We start from the raw sequence: 19,742 nt of genomic DNA, 5'->3' as shown, positions 1-19,742 counted from the left end.
GCCGTCGTGAAATCAAACGGTGCGGTGCTTCAGGAAGTCCGTGTACACAGGATTTACGACGGCTGCGCCGCCGAACGCAGCCTCGCGGGCTCGGCAGCTGCTACAGCTCGCTGTTTGTCTGCCCATCCCACCCGCCACCCAGTGCGGCAATCAATTGCACGCTGGCGATCAAGCGGCTCTGCAGCAAACTCAACACGTTGCGTTCGTTACTCAACGCCGTGGCCTGAACCACCACCACATCCAGATAAGCAATGACCCCGGCCTTGTATTGGTTCTGGGTCAACCGCAGGGATTCTCGCGCCGCATCCAGGGCTTCCTGGCGCACCTTGGCTTCGTCTTCCAGTACCTTGAGCTGCACCAGATAGTTTTCCACTTCACGCAAGCCATCGAGCACGGTCTGGCGGTACTTGGCGACGGTCTCGTCGTAGGCCGCTTCGCTGCGATCGACTTCCGCCGAGCGCTGTCCACCGTCGAACAGGGTCATGGCCAGTTGCGGGCCGACCGACCAGAAGCGGTTCGGCACACTGATCCAGTTGTTAGAGGTGCTGCTGCTATAGCCGCCGTTCAGGCTCAGGGTCAGGTCCGGGTAGTAGGCGGCTTTGGCCACGCCGATGTTGGCGTTGGCGGCCATCACCGAGCGCTCGGCGGAAGCGATGTCCGGGCGGCGTTCCAGCAACTGCGAAGGCAGGCTTAGCGGCACCTGCGGCAATGCCGGGATGTCTTTGGTTTCTGCCAGACTGAACTCGGCCGGCGGCAGACCAATCAGTACGGCGATGGCGTTCTCGAACTGCGCGCGCTGCCAGATCAGGTCGACCATCTCTGCCTGGGTGCTTTTGAGCTGAGTGGTGGCCTGGGCCACTGCGTCCTTGCCGGAGACACCGGCGCGGTACTGGTTTTCGGTCATTTTCAGCGAGCGTTGATAGGCCTCGACTGTCGCCTCCAAAAGACGTTTCTGTTCGTCGATCACCCGCAGTTGCAGGTAGTTCTGCACCAGCTCTGATTGCTGGCTCAGGCGCATCGCCGCCAGATCGGCAAAACTCGCCTCGGCGTTGGCCGTGTCGGCTTCCAGGCCTCGGCGCAATTTGCCCCAGACGTCCGCTTCCCAACTGACCCCGGCCTGCGCGGTGTAAGTATCGCGAATACCGCTGGAGGTACTGCTCAAGCTCGAGCTGCTGCTCCCGGTGCCCTGGCTGGAGCGGTTTTTTCCGACGGTCAGGTCCACCGTCGGGAAAAATGCCCCCCGGGCACTGCGCACCAAGGCCTGGGCCTGGCGGTACTGGGCTTCGGACTGGGCAACGGTCTGGTTGGCGCTGTTGAGTTTTTCGATCAGGCCGTTGAGCTGCCGGTCGCCATACAACTCCCACCAGGCACCGCGCGCCTGAGAGTCGCCAGGGTTGGCCTGACGCCAGCCAGCCGCTTCCTTGTACTGTGCCGGCGCGGCGGCTTGCGGGCGCTGGTAATCCGGGCCGATGGCGCAGGCACTGAGCATCGCCACGCACAGCGCCAGGCTCAGCAAACGCGAGCCTCGGGCCGTGATCAGCGGTGCAACCTGGTTGATAAGCGAACGGTCAGTCATAGCGGAGTTTCCAGAGCAGCATCGGTACGCACCCCACGCCAGCGGTTGAAGCGATGGCGCAGGTTGTCGAGATAGAGGTAAACCACCGGGGTGGTGTAAAGCGTCAGCACCTGGCTGAAGACCAGCCCGCCGATGATGGTCAGGCCCAGCGGCTGACGCATTTCCGCCCCTTCGGCACGGCTCAGTAATAACGGCAAAGCGCCGAGAATCGCCGCCAGAGTGGTCATCAGAATCGGCCGCAGACGTTGCAGGCAAGCGCTACGGATTGATTCCAGCGGCTCCAGGCCCTGATGCCGTTCCAGTTGCAGCGCCAGATCGATCATCAGAATGGCGTTTTTCTTCACCACGCCGATCAGCAGGAACAGCCCAAGCAAGGAGATCAGGCTGAACTCGCCACCGAGCACATAGATCGACAGCAACGCCCCGACCCCGGCCGACGGCAAGGTCGAGAGAATGGTCAGCGGGTGGATGTAGCTTTCATACAGCACGCCCAGCACCAGATACACTGCCACCAGCGCGCCAAGAATCATCCACGGCTGGCTCTTCTGGGTGGCGGCGAACGCATCGGCGGTACCGGCCATTTTCGCAATCACGTCTTCCGGCAAACCGACCTTGGCAATCGCCCGCTCTATGGCCGCCGAGCCCTGCTCCACCGTCACGCCTTCGGCCATGTCGAAGGCGATGCTTTCCGAAGCGAACTGGCCTTCGTGGCTGACCCGGTCGTCTTCCAGGCTGTTTTCGTAGTGAGCGATGGTCGACAGCGGAATCCGCGCACCGTCGGCAGTGATCACTTTGACCTGATTCAGGGTGATCGGGTCTTGCGCGTATTTCGGATTGACCTCCATCACCACCTGATACTGGTTGAGGCTGTCGTAGATCGTTGAAATCTGACGCTGGCTGTAGGCGTTGTTCAACACCGCGGTGACCATGTCCATATCGACGCCCAGACGCTTGGCCTGATCGCGATCGACAATCAGGGTCACTTGCTGGGCGCCACGGCCTTCGCGTGCGTCAATCGCCGTCAGTTCCGGCAGCGCCTTGAGCGCGGTGACGACTTTCGGATACCACTCGCGCAACGCGCCGAGATCGCCGCTTTGCAGGATGTAGGAATATTGCGAGGAGGTCTGCTCGCGGCCGCCGCCGAATTGCAGGTCCTGATCGGCCATCAGCATCAACTGCGCACCGGGCACTTTGGGCATTTCCTTGCGCAGGCGTTCGATGACTTTTTGCGCGGACAGGTTGCGTTCCTTGATCGGCTTCAGCCGCACCAGCATGAAGGCGTTGTTGGTGCCGTTGTTGCCCCCGATGAACCCCGCGACGCTCTCTACCGCCTCGTCCTTGAGCACGACGCGGCGGAAGATTTCCATCTTCGGCTGCATCACACTGAACGACAATCCGTCGTCGCCGCGCACGAAACCGATCAACTGGCCGGTGTCCTGCTGAGGTAAAAAGGTTTTGGGAACAACAACATACAGCGCGATATTCACGCCAATCGTCACGAACAGACTGAGCAAGGTCAGCCGACGGTGACGCAGCACCCAGTCGAGGCTGCTGGCGTATTTGCCGACCATCCACTCGTTGGCCCGCTGGCTCCAGCGTTGCAGGCGGTTTTCCTGTCCCGGCGAATGCGGCTTGAGCCAGCGGGCGCAGAGCATCGGCGTCAGCGTCAGCGACACCAGCAATGACACCACAATGGCCGCCGCCAGGGTGATGGAAAACTCGCGGAACAGACTTTCGATGATCCCGCCCATGAACAGGATCGACAGGAACACCGCCACCAGCGAGACGTTCATCGACAGCAGCGTGAAACCGACTTCCTGGGCCCCAAGGTACGCGGCCTTCATCGGCGGCACGCCCTTGTCGATGTGCCGGGAAATGTTCTCCAGCACCACGATGGCGTCGTCCACCACCAGACCGGTGGCCAGAATCAGCGCCATCAGCGACAGGTTGTTCAGGGAGAACCCGTAGAGGTACATCACCGCAAACGTGCCCACCAGCGACACCGGCACCGCCAGGGTCGGAATCAGCGAAGCACGGAAATTACCGAGGAACAGGAACACCACCAGAATCACCAGCACCACGGCAATCAGCAGGGTCATTTCCGCTTCGTGCAGAGTGGCCTTGATCACCGGCGAACGGTCCATCGCCAGGTTCAGCTTGACGCTGGCCGGCAGCACGGCCTGCAACGCCGGCAACTGCGCCTTGATCTCGTTGACCGTCTCGATGATGTTGGCGCCGGCCTGGCGGTTGATCACCAGCAACACCGCCGCGTCGTCGTTGAAGAAGCCGCTGTTGTAGCGGTCCTCGACGCCGTCGCTGACCTTGGCCACATCCTTCAGGCGCAGCGCTGCGCCGTCCGCGTAGTGAATGATCAGCGACTCGTAATCCTTGGCCTTTTCCAGTTGATCGTTGGCCTGAACCTGCCACAACCGCTCGCCGTCTTCGACCGAGCCCTTGGGCCGGCGCACGTTGGCGTTGGCGATGGTGTTGCGCACATCGTCCAGCGCCACGCCGTACTGGTTGAGCGCCTGGGGTTCGAGTTCGATGCGCACCGCTGGCAACGAACTGCCACCGATCTGCACTTCACCCACGCCCTGCACCTGCGACAGGCTTTGGGACAAGATGGTCGAGGCCAAGTCATAGAGCTGGCCTTTTTCCAGCACATCCGAGGTCAGCGACAACACCATGATCGGCGCCTGGGACGGGTTGACCTTCTTGTAGGTCGGCATACTGCGCATGCCGCTGGGCAACAAATTGCGCGAGGCGTTGATCGCCGCCTGCACTTCCCGCGCCGCGCCGTTGATGTCGCGGTCCAGGTCGAACTGCAAAATCACTCGGGTCGAACCCTGGCTGGAACGGCTGCTCATGGTGTTGACCCCGGCGATGGCGCCGAAGGAACGTTCGAGCGGCGTGGCCACGGTCGAGGCCATGACCTCCGGGCTCGCGCCGGGCAAGCTCGCCTGAACCACGATCACCGGGAAATCCATCTGCGGCAGCGGCGATACCGGCAACAGGCCGAAGCTCACGCCGCCCAGCAATATGATCGCCAGGCTCAACAACATCGTTGCGACGGGGCGCTTGATGAAAGGTCCGGACAGGTTCATGGCTGTTCTACCGGTTCCACAGACTCGGGCTTACGGCCCCAGCGCCGCCCGAGGCGATCGAAGTACAAGTAGATGACGGGCGTGGTAAACAGCGTCAGCACCTGACTCACCAGCAAGCCACCGACCATCACCAGACCCAAAGGCTGGCGCAATTCCGCGCCGGAACCGGTGGCCAGCATCAGCGGCACCGCGCCGAACAATGCCGCCAGGGTGGTCATCAGAATCGGCCGGAAGCGCAGCAGCGCCGCCTGATAGATCGCGGTTTGCGGGTCCATGCCTTGGTTACGTTCCGCCTCTAGGGCGAAGTCGATCATCATGATCGCGTTCTTTTTCACGATACCGATCAGCAGGATGATGCCGATGATCGCGATCATGCCCAGGTCATTGCCGCTCAACAGCAACGCCAGCAAGGCGCCGACCGCCGCCGAGGGTAACGTCGAGAGAATGGTGATCGGGTGAATGTAGCTCTCGTAGAGCACGCCGAGCACGATGTACATGGTTACCACCGCCGCCAGAATCAGCAGCAAAGTGCTCGACAGCGACGCCTGGAACGCTTCGGCCGCGCCCTGGAACTGAGTCTGCACGCCAATCGGCATGCCGATGTCTTTCTGCACCTGATCGATGATCTCGACCGCATGCCCCAGTGCCACGCCGGGCGCCAGGTTGAACGACATCATCACCGCGGGGAACTGGCCGATGTGGGTGATCGCCAGTTGCGCTTGACGCTCCTCGACATGCGCCAGGCTGGACAGGCGCACCTGACCGCCATCGGTAGTCTTGACGTGAATCTGGTTCAGCGCATCCGGGCCGATTTTCTCGCCGGATTGCGATTGCAGCACCACGCGGTATTGGCTGGCCTGGGTGTAAATGGTGGAAATCTGCCGCTGACCGAAAGCGTCGTACAGCGCATCGGTGATGTTCGACACCGATACGCCGACCCGCGACGCCGCATCACGGTCGATCACCAGATAAACCTGCAAGCCCTTGTCCTGCAAATCGCTGGCGACGTCGGTCAGCTCCGGCCGTTGCGCCAGGGCGTCCACCAGCCGCCCGCTCCACAGGCTGAGCAACTCGGAATCGGGCGACGACATGCTGAACTGGTACTGCGTGCGGCTGACCCGGTCTTCGATGGTCAGGTCCTGCACCGGCTGCATGAACAGACGAATGCCGATCAGCTTGTCCAGCTCTGGTTGCAGACGCGCGATCACTTCAGTGGCGCTCAAGTCGCGCTCGCCGTGGGACTTGAGGTTGATCAGCAGCCGGCCGCTGTTCAGCGTCGAATTGTCGCCATCGACCCCGATGTAGGATGACAGGCTCTCGACCGCCGGATCGGCCAGAATAACCTTGGCCAGTTCCTGCTGACGCTCGCTCATCGCCGCAAAGGAAATCGACTGCGGCGCCTCGGAAATCCCCTGGATCACGCCAGTGTCCTGCACCGGGAAGAAGCCCTTGGGCACCACCATGTACAGGAACACGGTCAATGCCAGCGTGCCGATGGCCACCATCAAGGTCAGGGGTTGATGCTTGAGCACCCACTGCAATTTGCGCCCGTAGGCGGCGATCATCCAGTCGATGGCCGCGCCACTGGAGCGGTAGAACCGGCCCTGCTCCGCTTCCTTGGGCTCACGCTTGAGCAGCCGTGCGCACATCATCGGCGTCAGGGTCAGGGAGACGACAAGGGAAATCAGGATCGCCACCGCCAGGGTGATCGCGAACTCGCGAAACAAGCGCCCCACCACGTCCGCCATGAACAGCAGTGGAATCAGTACCGCAATCAGCGACAGCGTCAGGGAGATCAGGGTGAAGCCAATCTGCTTGGCGCCCTTGAGCGCCGCTTGCAGCGGGCTGTCGCCCTCTTCGATATATCGGGAAATGTTCTCCAGCATGACGATCGCATCGTCCACCACGAAACCGGTGGCGATGGTCAGCGCCATCAGGGTCAGGTTATTGACCGAAAAGCCTGCGAGGTACATCACACCGAAGGTGCCGATCAACGACAGCGGCACGGCCACCGACGGAATGATTGTGGCGCTGGCCCGCCGCAGGAACAGGAACGTGACCATCACCACCAGCGCGATGGCGATCAGCAGTTCGTGCTGCACGTCGGTGACCGAGGCACGGATGGTCTGGGTGCGGTCGGTGAGTACCGTGACGTCGAGGCCGGCCGGCAGGTTGTCGGTGATGCTCGGCAGCAAGGCCTTGATCCGGTCGACCACCTCGATGACATTGGCGCCGGGCTGGCGCTGGATGTTCAGCAACACCGCCTGATTTTCATTGGCCCACGCCGCCAGACGTTCGTTCTCGGCACCGTCGACGATCTCCGCCACGTCCTTGAGCCGCAATGGCGCGCCGTTAGCGTAGGCGAGGATCAGATTGGCGTAGTCCTTGGGTGAAGTCAGTTGGTCGTTGGCGTCGAGCATCGACACCCGGGTCGGGCCGTCGAAGTTGCCCTTGGGCTGGTTGACGTTGGAGGCGCCGATCAACGTGCGCACGTCCGAGAGGTTCAGGCCGTTGGCCGCGAGGGCCTCTGGGTTGACCTTGATGCGCACCGCCTGACGCTGACCGCCGGCAATGCTAACCATGCCGACGCCGCTGATCTGGGCGATTTTCTGCGCCATGCGCGTGTCGACCAAATCATTGAGCTTGGGCAACAGCATGGTTTTGGAGGTGATGGCCAGGGTCAGCACCGGGGTGTCCGCCGGGTTGACCTTGTTGTACACCGGCGGTGCCGGCAAGTCCTTGGGCAGCAAATTGGTCGCGGCGTTGATCGCGGCCTGAACCTGCTGCTCGGCGACGTCCATGTTGATGTCGAGGCTGAACCGCAGGGTCAGCACCGAAGCGCCGCCGGAACTCGTGGACGCCATCTGGGTCAGGCCGGGCATCTGCCCGAATTGACGCTCCAGCGGCGCGGTCACGGCGCTGGTCATGACATCCGGGCTGGCGCCGGGATAGAGCGTCATGACGCGAATAGTCGGGTAATCAACCTGAGGCAACGCCGACACCGGGAGCAGCCGATAAGCAATCACGCCGGCCAGAATAATCGCCAGCATGCTCAGGGTCGTGGCGACCGGGCGAAGGATGAACAGCCGCGAGATGTTCATGCTCCGCCCTTTTTCGCCTTGTCGGTGGCCGTCGCGTCAGGTGCAGTGGCGGCCGACTTGCCTTGTAGGTGTTCGGTCGGGGTGGTTGGCACGTCCTTGGGATCATTGACCACTTCCACTTCGCTGCCTTCCTTCAGGCGGTCGGTGCCTTCCAGCACCACCCGATCGCCAGCGGCCAGGCCTTCGGTGATCACCGTGTTGTCACCGTCACTGGCGCCGACTTTCAACTGGCGGATGGTGACCTTCCTGTCGCCGTCCATGGCATAGACGAACGTGCCGTTGGTGCCGAACTGGATCGCCGCCGAAGGCGCAAGCACCACGCCTTTGAGGGTGTCAGCCAGCAAGTGGACGTTGACGAACTGGTTGGGGAACAGCGCTTGATCGCGGTTCTCGTAGCGGGCCTTGAATTTCAGGGTGCCGGTGGTGACGTCAATCTGGTTGTCCAGGCTCTGCAACACGCCAGTGGCCTGCAGTTTGGTGTCGCCACGATCCCAGGCTTCCGCGGGCAATTTGGCCCCGGTGCGATAGCGCGCCAGCACTGTATCCAGGCTGTTTTCCGGCAAGGTGAACGCCACGCTGATCGGTTGAGTCTGGGTGATGATCACCAGCGCCGTGGTGTCGTTGGCCGCCACGAGGTTGCCGACGTCCAGCTGACGCAGGCCCACACGCCCGGCGATCGGCGCGCGAATTTTGGTGAATTCCAGGTTGAGCTTGGCGTCGTTGACTGCTGCCTGATTGGTCTTGACCGTGCCCAGGTACTGGCCGACCAATGCTTCGGCGGTGTCCAGGGTTTGCTTGGCGATACTGTCTTCGCGGTACAGGCCGCGATAGCGCTCGACATCGACCTGAGCATTCTTCAGTTGTGCCTGATTCTGCAGCAAGGTGCCTTCGGCCTGGAGCAAGGCGTTCTGGTAAGGACGCGGATCGATTTCGGCCAGCAGATCGCCTGCCTTGACCATCTGCCCTTCTTCGAACGAAATCTTGATCAGTTCGCCGCCCACCCGGCTGCGCACATTGATGGTGTTCAGCGCGGTGACGGTGCCCAGCGCCTTGTAATACAGCGGGAAATCGCCTTTGACCGCTAGCGCCACGCGCACAGGGACCGGCCCGGATGCCCCACCAAACCCTGGACGCATCCCCCCCGACCGACCGGTCTGCCCGGCAACGGCTTTCTGCCCTGCGCCCTCCTTCGGGCTGCTGCCTGCGGGCCAGAATTTCCAGCACAGGCCAGCGATGACCAACAGGACAAGCAGGCCGAAGAGCCAGCGACGAGGATTGCGGGAAGCGGAGGATTGCATGGAATGATCAACCATTGGGCGCGTGAAGCTTCTTTCTACAGGAGGCTGAACGATAAGCACTGATGGGTATTAAGCAAAGCGCCTTTACCGGCAATTTACCTTTGGCTTACGTAACAGGAGGTTTGGCTAAGACACTGAAGCACAAATGAAAACGGCCTGGACAGGGCCAGGCCGTTAACAATTGTAAAGGTTTACTTATTTCAAGACTGCGAGCGCTGCATCGTAGTTCGGCTCTTCCGCGATTTCCTTGACCAGCTCGCTATGCAGGACATTGTCGTTTTCGTCCAGAACCACGACGGCACGGGCGGTCAGGCCTTTGAGCGGGCCGTCAGCAATGGCCACGCCATAGTTCTCGATGAACTCGGCACCGCGCAGGGTCGACAGGTTCTGCACGTTTTCCAGGCCTTCGGCGCCGCAGAAACGAGCCTGGGCGAACGGCAGGTCAGCGGAGATGCACAGCACCACGGTGTTGGCGATGTCATTGGCCTGGGCGTTGAACTTGCGCACGGAAGTGGCGCAGGTCGGGGTATCAACGCTTGGGAAGATGTTCAGCACTTTGCGCTTGCCGGCGAAGCTCGCCAGGGTCACGTCGGACAGATTGCCGGCAACCAGGGAAAAGGCTGGCGCCTGAGAACCGGCTTGTGGCAATTGGCCGTTGACTTGAACCGGGTTGCCTTTAAGAGTGACTTGAGCCATGAACGGAGTCCTTCTGAACGTTGATGTAGAGAATTTTGACGAGGCCGAAGTTAACCACGAAATGGTCTGGCGACCTATGCCCAGATACAAATTGTGATATCTCGTCGCACAAAACTGGATACAAATCGTCACGCAAAACCCCTACATTGATCCGAGCAACCGCAACATATTGCGGTGCCGCGCTTCGAAAATCCGCCGCATGTAGGCATTGACCACCAGCCACTCCAACGGCGCGCCACCCATGGCCGCGTAGGTCACGCGGTCGGTGTACAGCGTACCGCCCTCACCCGCCGCCACCCGATGTTCATGACGAAAGGCAGCCATTGGCCCCTTGAGCATTTCATCGATGAAATGGTGCTCGCCAACTTCGCGGATCACCACCGTCCAGCCCACAGGAATGATATTGAACATCCAATGGCAAAAGCGAAACTGGCGCCCGGCTTCGATGCGCAGGTTACTTAAATCGATATTACTCAACAGTGTGACGCGCAAAGATCTTCGGGAAGTTGGCGCCTTCCAGGCAGAATTCGAGGACTAGCTCAGGTGTGCGGTTGGGGATCAGGGTAGTGAGTTCCAGAACAGGCATAGACGGTAACATTCCTTTGTTTGGCGGGTGGTTGATCAGCAGCTGCGTTAGAGCACAGTCGCGTCAGGCTTTGCTTCAGCAATGATCATTTCGGGATATTCACGCCGGTCTCTGAACACGATGTAAAGCGGGTCCAGGCCAGACGCTGGCGGGAAGACTACGACATAGTCGTCGAAACGAATCGCGGCCATGTCACTGAAAGACTCCAATACAGGCACAGGCAAAGACCGAAGGAATCCCAGTCGATACTCGGGGGCTGGCGCCAGGGTCAAGATGGCTTCAAGGTTGGCTGGCGCGCTCCAACTCACGATCATCGGCGCCGGCCCGTCGGCGGTGAAGCAGTAGGTCTTCAGGTGCTCATTCCAGACGGCGGCTCGCACCCTCACTCTGGACGACAATACACCGCCATTAGTCGGCGTAATGGCCACCTGTAGCAACGTCTTTATTTCCCTCAGGCCTCGGGACATCGTCCCTGGTGGAACGGAGTACGTGCCGCTGCTCATCCTGAACGGAAGATTGACTTCGGCACCCGTCGCGGCCATGCCTTGCCAATCCTGGCCCTCGATTGGCAGCAACTCGAGCAGAGGAACGCTGAGCCCATACCTCCCCACTTCGGCTCGACTGGAAAAATCGAATTGCAGCACCGCTGCGTAGTGACCTTGATGGTCTTGCGCTCCCGAGGTGATCTGCCAGGTAAACTCCGCCACTGCCGAGCGTATGGCTTTTTGCAATGCCACCCGTTGGATCTCCAAGGGTTGCGAAAGGCCGCCATCGAGAAGAATACCCGGTCGCGCATTGGCAAAGGCAAGCGGCGCAAAAAGCAGTTCGGACGCCTGATTCGGCCCTGTTCCCTGCTGATAACGCTGATCAACAAGTTGTGTTTGCGTGGCCACCAGCAGCGCTTCAGCGTCCACTTGAAAGCGGTGGAGACGTTGATTGATGTCATTCAACTTCGTCAGATAACGATCGTAAGTAACGTTGATCTGGTGGGCTATGTTTTGCCACTGTGCGTGCTCGGACCGGGCGTAGGAGAGGTCGCGCCGGGCGCTGTCTCGCTTGAATGTGAGGCTCATTTTCCAGTATTCGTACCGGCGAGCTGCCAGGCGCGCTTCAAACTCGGCGACCTCCAGAGCACGAATGTCTGCCTCGCGCCCATGGATGTCCACTTGGGCGCTCTGTCGCTGACGCAGATGTTTGATCCGTTGCTCGAAAAGATTGAGTGCCAGTTCCGCCGCCCGCTCCGAGGCCACCAGATCGACGGCGGCTTTTTGCACGTCCGCCAGATTATGGGCAATGCGCTGTTGCGTCATCTGCGCCAGGGTCAACGGCGTTCCCGGTCTTGCAACAACCGGACGTGGAACAGGAGCCTCCTCCCCCTTGAATGCTGCACGGTTCTGTTTGTGGTACCAGTCTTTGACGTAGTACACGACCGAGCCCGATGAATAGGTGTTCGTATCGTCCTCTGGCGGATAAAACAGCAGGTCTGCCCCTTTGGGGTGACCGACGATGCTATCGAAATGATTGATTAGTCGGTCATGGTCCTGTTTCGGCAGATCGACGGCCCAGATTCTGTCGACCAGTGCCTGGAATTCGGGCTCGGTGTAATCCTTGAGTGGTGCTTTAAGTTCCATCTTTATTGCTTCCTTGTTTCTGGCACACAACGGCTGCCAGATAACAGCATCTGCTCAAGTTGTTATGAGCAGATGCCTTTGAGTTGTTTGCGTTTCAAGCAGGGTAGTTACTCTGGCTTGAAGCCGGGTTTATTGTTAAGTGCGCGCCATTCTTTGACTTCTTTCAGAATGCCCTCTGGACTGTCCTCTTGGCCTTCTTTTGGGTAAAAGATGACGTCTGAACGGCCTGGATGTTCGGTTACCAACTCAAAATGTGCGAGTAGTTTGTCCCTGTAATCCTCCAACGCTCTTCCTTTCAAACCACTTGTCTGATGGAAAAACTCCTCCAAAAAATATAAAAACTCCGCCTCGTTGTAATCCTCCAGCCTCTCTTTAAAAATCATGATTGCTATTCCCTTTGTGCAATTGAATATGACGTTTTGGAGTCATCACCGATATGTTGTCCAAGCCGTAGACATCTCCACCTTTTGAAACTTCGATTTTATGATGAAGTTCGAAAACCATACGCCCCCCGACTTGATCCACAACAGCAGAAAAAGGAGCAGACCCATCTCGCATTCTGTCCAGGTTGCCTCCATTAAACTGGCTACTCAATTCAGAATCCGCCGCAACAGCCTTCCAAAACGCCCGCCTGAACCCATGAAAATTACGAAACTCCATCCACCGCAACTGATCCGCAATCTGCTCGGGAATCGGCGCACCCTCCGTTCGTGCAGCGTCGCCGAGCCATACTCCGGAAACCGGCTTCCCAAACCCCATCGCCATACCTGAATCGTCTCGCCGATCCAGGAACAGAACATCCGACGAAGGCAATTCCATGTCCGCCGGATACCCAGGAATACTGGCACCGATCTGCCCTTCGTCAACAGCCGGAAACGTCTCGTTTGGCGGTAGGACCGGGATGACGGGTGCGCCGGGATAAACCGCAGGAATCGACGGTGTAACCGGTGAGGTTGTAGGACCGAGGTGTTCGATACCTGGTGGAACCAAGGGAGTCCAGGTGCCAACGCCGACCGGACGAATCGGCCAGGGCAGAGCCGCTGGAGTGATCCCCAGCCGCCCCTGGATGCTTTGCGGCGTGGTGATGCTGATTTTGTCGAGGTTGAAAGGATTGGCGCCGAGTTCTGCCCGCTCCTGATAGCGCAGTTCGAACTCGCGTCGCTCACCGACCCAGGTACTTTTCGGCGCATAAGGCGCGAAGCCTTGTTCGATGCGTTTTTTGTTGACCTCATCGAATTGGGCGGTGAGAGCCGGATGCTCGCCCAGCGTTCGCCACAGCGCTTCGTCGAAAGCACCGAACGAGTTGATTTCCCGGCCTCGGAACTGGTCACCAATCTGTACCGGGATGGCTGCGCCCTGAGGCTGGCCCGCAGTTTTCCACCAGTCATTCGCCGCCGGTTTACCGATCCCCGTGACAACGCCCGAACCCATGGGTGGCAGATTGAAAGTGAAGTAAATCGGCGGCTGGCCAGGCACGCACACTATGCAATCGCTGATACGCAGATCGACGCCCGTCGCAATGGCCTCGACCTGTGGTGTCAACACGCTCAGCCCTGGCTGACTGGCAGTGACAACCTGAGGGGTGTCCGGTGTGAATTGCAGGTGCCTGGTTGGCGAACCGGGAATCTCGGCGCTATAGCGGCCGGTCAACGGGTCAAGCACTGCGTTGACGACAGGTACATGGGCACCTATCTCCCCACCTGTGCTGGCAACGATGATCGCAGTGCCTTGCGCTACGGTTTCAGGTTTGAGTCGATACGCGACCTCCACCGAACCGCCCGCATCGGCAATCGATTGCAACGCTTGCCGGTCAGCAAGGCCCAACGCTTGCGCCGGCACCCCGACAGCCTGAAATAAACGCCGACGCTGCTCGGCGCTCAACTCGCCATTGCCAAGGGTTGGCGAGTACACCATTGCGGTGACGAACACCGGTCCCGTTTTTGCTGCGATGCGTCCAAAATCGATGAGGGTATTGACGGCAGACTGGACAGCCGTCTCAAGCGCTGCTGCAGCTTGCTGCGCCACAAATACGCTGTCACGCGTCAAAACCATTCCGCCAGCGGCAACCGAAGTAACAGGAGCCGTCAGCGTGTTGGCCTGCCTGACCCGTTCAACCCGTACATCTTCATCAGCCTGCTGCTTGAAGCGAACGCGGGCTTCACGCTGCTCGGCGTACTGACGCTGGGCCTCCCAGATGGCTTCCCTTTCGCACCAGACAATGGTCTGGTCAGCGTGATGTCTGGCCAGCGCATTGGATTTATCCGTGAGCCCATTGATTTGCGAGGTCAGCAACCGCGCTTCATGGGCCGCGTTGTAGGCGTTTTCCCAAATTTGGTGACCATCATTGAGCGCTTGGCCGAACGCCCCCAATCGTGCCAGGTAATCATTCGAGGTGCGGGTGAATGGATCGTGCCCATCGAAAGATCGAGCAACCGCGTTTTTTGCATTGAGTTCAACGGTCTTGCGGGCGATGAGCCCGTCGACCTCGTTTTTTTCTTTGGTGATCAGTTAAATCTGCCAGCGTTCGCTCGAGTCGCTGTTGGGCGGCCGTCGCGCAGCCGAGATTTCGTGCTCAAGGGATGCCGAGAGTTGCCCGGCCTTGTCGGCAAAGCGACGGTCCACCTCGGCTCTGACGGTGTCATGACGTTGCGCCAGCCCCGCAAGAAACTGATTCAACGCCTGGGCGCGTGCCTGTTCCTGGGCTTGTGCGGCAGCAGCTTGCGCCCGCGCGGCCTCGGCTTGCGCCTGCACACGCGCTTTTTCTTGTGCTTGACGATGCGCTTCCATGGCCCGTTTTCGGGCCCTTTTTCTCTTCTTGCTGCTCGTACCACCGAATCCGCCTGAAACCCCTCCGCCGACGCTGAAAACGCTGCCCGAGGATGAGGGTCCCGGCCTGATGACAACTTCCCCTGTCGATTCATCGTTCAATATGTTCTGTGCCATACAGTCACTCCTTGTCTGTAGGGCACAGCATGTCAATGGAGCAGTGGTCAGGTGCGGTACATAGTTATCGGTGTGGATTTAAATCGAGGTGCTCACACCGGTAACCCATCCATTCTTTTTGCGGTCTTTTGTTAGAGGTACTGTCGATTCAGGCGACCGCCATTCGACCAGGAAATGAGTCACTCAAATCCCACGGAGACAAGACCATGCGATTCATGATCATTGTGAAAGCCAGCCCGGATTCCGAGGCCGGTGTGATGCCCAGCGAAGAACTGATGACCGCGATGGGCAATTTCAACGAGGAACTGGCCAAGGCCGGCATTCTTATCGATTGCGACGGCCTGCAGCCCAGCAGCAAAGGCGCCCGTGTGCGTTTCTCGGGTGACCAGCGCACGGTGGTCGACGGTCCGTTCGCCGCCACCAGGGAGCTGATCGCCGGCTATTGGCTGTGGCAGGTGAAGTCGAAAGAGGAAGCGATCGAGTGGGTCAAACGCTGCCCTAACCCGATGCCGGGGACAGAGGCCGAGATCGAGATTCGCCAGGTGTACGAGGCCGAAGACTTCGGTGCCGAATTCACACCGCAGTTGCGCGAGCAGGAAGAACGAGTGCGTGCGCAGGGGAAGAAGCACTGAAGCACACTGAAAGACCGCTTTCGCGAGCAAGCCCGCTCCCACATTTGATCTCTGGCGTACACAAAATCTGTGATCGAACAGAATCAATGTGGGAGCGAGCTTGCTCGCGAAGAGGCCCTCAGCCCCGCCGCATTACTTGGACTCGGACTTGAGTTTCAGATACGACTGATGCAGATCCGACGCCCAGCCATCGATCACGTTTTTCACGTCATTGGGCTTCATCACCTGATCTGAGTTTTCCAGCGGTTTGCCGGTGCCCTTGCGCACGACCTGAGCGAGCGCTTTGTTGCTGCCGCCATCGAGAAACACTGCTTCGGTGGCCAGATCGGTTTCCTGGTCGCGAATGCCAGTGGCAGTGCTGACTGCCGCTGCCACCAGAGCGATCGGGATGACCTCATAAGGCTTGAGGCCTTCGGTCTTGCTGCTGACGGCGGTAATCGCCGCACGCACCACCATCACGCCAGGGCCGGGACCGTTGGCTAGTGGCAGGGATTTGCCAATTTCGCGTTTAAGTGCTTGATCGTAGTAGCTGGTGATGCCGTTCAGTGTGGTCTGAGGGATTTTCACCGTCGGTTGCGGTTTGGGGTAGAGCTGAGTCGGTTCGACGTAGACACTGGTGAATTTGTTGATATCGAGCTCGGGGTCCATCCAGCGCATCACCACGGCACCCGAAGGCGACTTGGCTTCCTTCAGCTGACTGTAGTCCTTGAGAAAGCCGGAATACTGGTCTGGCTCGACGACTTTGCTGGAGCAACCCACCACCCCGATAGAGGCGATGCACAGTGTGCTCATCATTAATGCAAGCTTCATGCTTGTAACTCCTGTCGGAAGGCCAGGCAACAATATTGCAGATAGGAATTACAGGTATAGCCAATGCCCGGCATTTTGTTATCAAAACATACAATATTCATCTATTGCCGCAGCCGTTGAAGTGATCGCGGCACTATTCAAAGGCCCCCTCGCGGGCAAGCCTCGCTCCTACATGGTTTGGGTGGTTGGCAGCACTGCATACGACCCGGACCTGTAGGAGCGAGGCTTGCCCGCGAAGACATCAGCTCAAACAACACAAAATCCCATCTGGAAAAACCTGGTCAATCACCACGAAGATCCGCTTTTCGCCGCCAGCTCCCGCCGACTATTGGCCCGCATCGCCTTGATCAACGACACCGTACCCACCAGGATAATCACCGCGGCGAACAGGAAGTCGATGGTGTACAGCTGGAAGTCGTTCAACGGCCCCACCAGAAACACCCGGATCGCACCAATACTCACCAGCGTCGCGAGAAAATCGATGCCCGGCTCATCGCGATAAAACACATGAAGCAGCGGCAGGCACATCACCAGCAACAACAGCAGCACAATCACTTTGAACGAGCCCTTGCGCTCGACGCTGAACGCGCATTCGTTGGCGCCGTAAGGCTTGTAGTCTTCCTCGCTAATCAACGAATTTTTCTCGTTGATGTACTCGACACGGTTGTACTTCTGGGTCGGCGTAAAGGTGTTCGACATCTCCATGCTGGTGGTGATGTTCCTGAACTTCAAATCGATGCGCTCGTTGCCCTTGAGGATGTACAGCACCGGTTTGTAGCCGTAGCGATAGGTGTCGAACGGAAAGTCCGTCGACCGCCCCAGGACGCCGATGGGTCTGGACTCAAGTTCGGCATAGGCACTTTTGTTGGTCGAAGACAGGTTGCGGCTCAGGGGGTTGATCTTGACCTGTTCCATGAGAATCGGCGCAATGCCGTAGGACCACTGCATGGGCTCCATGCGCAGCCGCAGTTCGTTGCGGCTCAGGTCATAACGATCAAAGGTTCGCTCGGAGACGATCACCGCGCCCGAAAGCATGAACTCGCCGTGGACGTTGTTGGCGATGTGCAGCGACAGTCGGTCCCTGCCCGAGCCGGTGGCATCGCTGGCCGGCGGTGTGCCGCACCAGGCGTAACTGCTGAACGTCTCCCCGAGCTGGCCGTTACGGTTTTCTTTGAACACGTAAAAATAACTGCCCCACAGAGCCGCCATCAGCAGCAACGCGAAAAGCCCTAAAATCTTTTTGCCCCCGCTCAAACCAGACTCCTTTCTTTGCTGACTCCTTATGAGGCGCGGACTCTACCAAAATGCCATCAGTGGCCCAAGCAAAAATACCCAGACAAGAGAGATCCCTGTGGCGAAGGGGCTTGCTCCGAGCCGGTAAGTTAAAACACAGAACCTGTGGGAGCGTGGCTTGCCCGCGAAGAACGATGACGCGTAATACCTGAAAAACCGCGGTGTATTCTTCGCGGGCAAGCCACGCTCCCACAGGATTTTCGTCGCTCAAAACTCTTAACTTACCAGTATTGGGGTAAGCCCCCTCGCCACGGGGCTTCAGCGCCGCCGAAACAACGGCCGCGGCTCGATCACCGAGCGCCCATAAAGCACACTCATCCCCGCCAATCCCTTCAGCGCATCTTCAGCAGATTTGTCCTCGCGCACGGCAAAGCTGTCGAAACCGCATTGGCGCATGTGGCTGAGTTGATCGCGCAGTACGTCGCCAATCGCGCGTAATTCGCCTTGCCAACCGAAACGGGTACGCAACAGATAGGCCTGACTGTAGGCGCGTCCGTCGCGAAAATTCGGGAAGTCCAGGGCAATCAGCGGCAGGTTGGGAAACCACGGCATCAGGTTTGTCACTTCGTCGTCGGGCCCCAGCCAGACGCCTTCGAGCGCTGACGTCCTGTCGGCATTCTGGGCCAGCCACTGGGGTAACGGCAGTATCAGCGGTCCCGCTGGCAACACATCCATTACCTCACGAATCAACTGCCACGGATCATCGCGCACCCACTCGGCGCCGCCGTCTTGCAAACGAATCAGATTGTTCATGCCGACACCTCCAGCATTTTCGGGTACACCCGCGCCTTGAACGGCTCCAGACCGATGCACGCCAAGGTATCGACGAACCGCTCTTCGCTTTCCCGGTAACGAACGAACGTGCCAATGATCCGTTCAATGACATCAGGCACTTCGGCGGCGCTGAAGGACGGGCCGATAACCTTGCCCAACGCGCTGTTCTTGCCCTGGGCGCCGCCGAGGGTGATCTGGTACCACTCGCTGCCGTTTTTATCGACGCCAAGAATGCCGATATTGCCGATGTGATGGTGGCCGCAGGCGTTCATGCAGCCGGAGATGTTCAGGCTGATATCACCCAGGTCATGCAGGTAATCCAGATCCTCGAAACGCGCCTGAATCGCTTGCGCGATAGGGATTGATTTGGCGTTGGCCAGCGCGCAGAAATCACCGCCCGGGCAAGCAATAATGTCAGTCAGCAAACCAATGTTGGCGCATCCCAAGCCTTGCTCGCAGGCCAGACCCCACAGTGGGTAAAGGTCGGCCTTGGGCACATCCGGCAGAACGATGTTCTGTTCATGGGCGATGCGGATTTCACCGAAACCAAACTGCTCGGACCACTGGGCCACCACTTCCATTTGCTCGGCCGTGACATCCCCCGGCGGCGCGGCGATGCCCGGTTTGGTCGATAGCACCACGCTTGCGTAACCCGGCACTTTGTGCGGCTGAACATTGCGCGCCACCCAACGGGCGAACGCCGGGTTTTCGGCCAGGCGTGTGCCGAAATCAAGATCGGTGTCGGCCAAGGAACGGTAGTCCGGAGGGACAAAAGCACTGGCCACCCGTTCGTACTCGACGTCGGTCAACTGCGCCGGACCGTCCTTGAGATGCTGCCACTCCTCCTCCACTTCCTTGGCGAACGCTTCGATCCCCAAGGCCTTGACCAGAATCTTGATCCGCGCCTTGTACTTGTTATCGCGCCGCCCATGGCGGTTGTAGACCCGCAGCACCGCCTCGACGTAGGACAGCAAGTGCTGCCACGGCAAACCTTCGCGAATCTGCAAACCGAGGATCGGCGTGCGCCCCAAGCCGCCGCCAACGCGCGCATGCTTTGGCATGTACAGACCATTCTGCAAACGCTGGGGCAGGAACTCTTCTTCGCTCAAATCGCCTGCCATGAAACGTTCGACCTGATCCCGAAACTGCGCAACACGCTCGAACACCAGGGCCCGGTCATAGTCGTCGTACTGATACATGTAGCTGCCACCTCATCAGGATTGATCTCACCCTCTACCCGCGGTTCAGCATCCCCCGTAGCAGCTGTCGAGCCTGCGAGGCTGCGTTCGGCGGCGAAG

At 59.3% G+C, this 19,742-nt stretch carries 14 protein-coding genes and 1 pseudogene; 1 reads left to right on the top strand and 14 read right to left on the bottom strand.

The genetic code is table 11. The features are described from left to right. Positions 1-100 precede the first annotated feature (100 nt). From ACYZT2_RS13870 to ACYZT2_RS13825, 10 genes and pseudogenes are all read right to left on the bottom strand, one after another. On the bottom strand, positions 101-1,576 hold the full coding sequence (locus ACYZT2_RS13870) for an efflux transporter outer membrane subunit (RefSeq protein WP_461972949.1): 1,476 nt from the start codon (positions 1,574-1,576) through the stop codon (positions 101-103). Continuing rightward, positions 1,573-4,680, bottom strand: a complete 3,108-nt coding sequence (locus tag ACYZT2_RS13865; protein ID WP_461972947.1) for an efflux RND transporter permease subunit — start codon at positions 4,678-4,680, stop codon at positions 1,573-1,575. Before ACYZT2_RS13865 ends, ACYZT2_RS13870 begins: the two co-directional genes overlap by 4 nt. Next, positions 4,677-7,781, bottom strand: coding sequence for an MdtB/MuxB family multidrug efflux RND transporter permease subunit (locus ACYZT2_RS13860; RefSeq protein ID WP_461972945.1), 3,105 nt, complete (start codon positions 7,779-7,781; stop codon positions 4,677-4,679). The genes ACYZT2_RS13865 and ACYZT2_RS13860 overlap by 4 nt, the downstream gene beginning before the upstream one ends. After that, positions 7,778-9,094 (bottom strand): MdtA/MuxA family multidrug efflux RND transporter periplasmic adaptor subunit, encoded by a 1,317-nt coding sequence (locus tag ACYZT2_RS13855; protein WP_461972943.1) that lies wholly within the window; start codon positions 9,092-9,094, stop codon positions 7,778-7,780. Before ACYZT2_RS13855 ends, ACYZT2_RS13860 begins: the two co-directional genes overlap by 4 nt. A 180-nt stretch (positions 9,095-9,274) precedes the next feature. Next, on the bottom strand, positions 9,275-9,775 hold the full coding sequence (gene tpx / locus ACYZT2_RS13850; RefSeq protein WP_461972941.1) for a thiol peroxidase: 501 nt from the start codon (positions 9,773-9,775) through the stop codon (positions 9,275-9,277). A gap of 141 nt (positions 9,776-9,916) precedes the next feature. Then, positions 9,917-10,361, bottom strand: a pseudogene (locus tag ACYZT2_RS13845) (SRPBCC family protein). A 47-nt stretch (positions 10,362-10,408) separates the two neighbouring features. Next, on the bottom strand, positions 10,409-11,992 hold the full coding sequence (locus tag ACYZT2_RS13840) for a bacteriocin immunity protein (protein ID WP_461972939.1): 1,584 nt from the start codon (positions 11,990-11,992) through the stop codon (positions 10,409-10,411). A gap of 107 nt (positions 11,993-12,099) precedes the next feature. Further along, a complete protein-coding gene (locus ACYZT2_RS13835) occupies positions 12,100-12,375 on the bottom strand; it encodes a bacteriocin immunity protein (RefSeq protein ID WP_461972937.1) in 276 nt (91 codons plus the stop codon). Further along, complete coding sequence (locus tag ACYZT2_RS13830) at positions 12,365-14,362, bottom strand: S-type pyocin domain-containing protein (protein WP_461972935.1); 1,998 nt, start codon at positions 14,360-14,362, stop codon at positions 12,365-12,367. Before ACYZT2_RS13830 ends, ACYZT2_RS13835 begins: the two co-directional genes overlap by 11 nt. A gap of 138 nt (positions 14,363-14,500) precedes the next feature. Beyond that, positions 14,501-14,779, bottom strand: a complete 279-nt coding sequence (locus ACYZT2_RS13825; protein WP_461972933.1) for a hypothetical protein — start codon at positions 14,777-14,779, stop codon at positions 14,501-14,503. A gap of 362 nt (positions 14,780-15,141) precedes the next feature. Between ACYZT2_RS13825 and ACYZT2_RS13820 the strand changes: the two genes are divergently transcribed. Then, entirely contained in the window at positions 15,142-15,567 is a 426-nt protein-coding gene (locus ACYZT2_RS13820) for a YciI family protein (protein ID WP_461972931.1), read from the top strand. Positions 15,568-15,699: 132 nt separating this feature from the next. Here the strand turns inward: ACYZT2_RS13820 and ACYZT2_RS13815 are convergent, their stop codons facing one another. The 4 genes from ACYZT2_RS13815 to ACYZT2_RS13800 form a co-directional block, all read right to left on the bottom strand. Continuing rightward, positions 15,700-16,377 (bottom strand): DUF3313 domain-containing protein, encoded by a 678-nt coding sequence (locus ACYZT2_RS13815; protein ID WP_461972929.1) that lies wholly within the window; start codon positions 16,375-16,377, stop codon positions 15,700-15,702. A gap of 285 nt (positions 16,378-16,662) precedes the next feature. Next, complete coding sequence (locus ACYZT2_RS13810) at positions 16,663-17,631, bottom strand: hypothetical protein (RefSeq protein WP_461972927.1); 969 nt, start codon at positions 17,629-17,631, stop codon at positions 16,663-16,665. A gap of 297 nt (positions 17,632-17,928) precedes the next feature. Then, positions 17,929-18,423 carry a DUF934 domain-containing protein gene (locus ACYZT2_RS13805; protein WP_461972925.1) on the bottom strand — a complete coding sequence of 165 codons (495 nt, stop codon included), beginning with the start codon at positions 18,421-18,423 and terminating at the stop codon, positions 17,929-17,931. Continuing rightward, the gene (locus tag ACYZT2_RS13800; RefSeq protein WP_461972923.1) at positions 18,420-19,643 is read right to left on the bottom strand and encodes a nitrite/sulfite reductase; all 1,224 of its coding nucleotides are present in this window, start codon (positions 19,641-19,643) and stop codon (positions 18,420-18,422) included. Before ACYZT2_RS13800 ends, ACYZT2_RS13805 begins: the two co-directional genes overlap by 4 nt. Positions 19,644-19,742: the final 99 nt, after the last annotated feature.

This window comes from Pseudomonas sp. MDT1-85, from assembly GCF_054898065.1.
Note: the sequence above shows the minus strand (reverse complement) of the source record. Positions and strands in the feature narration are given on the sequence as shown.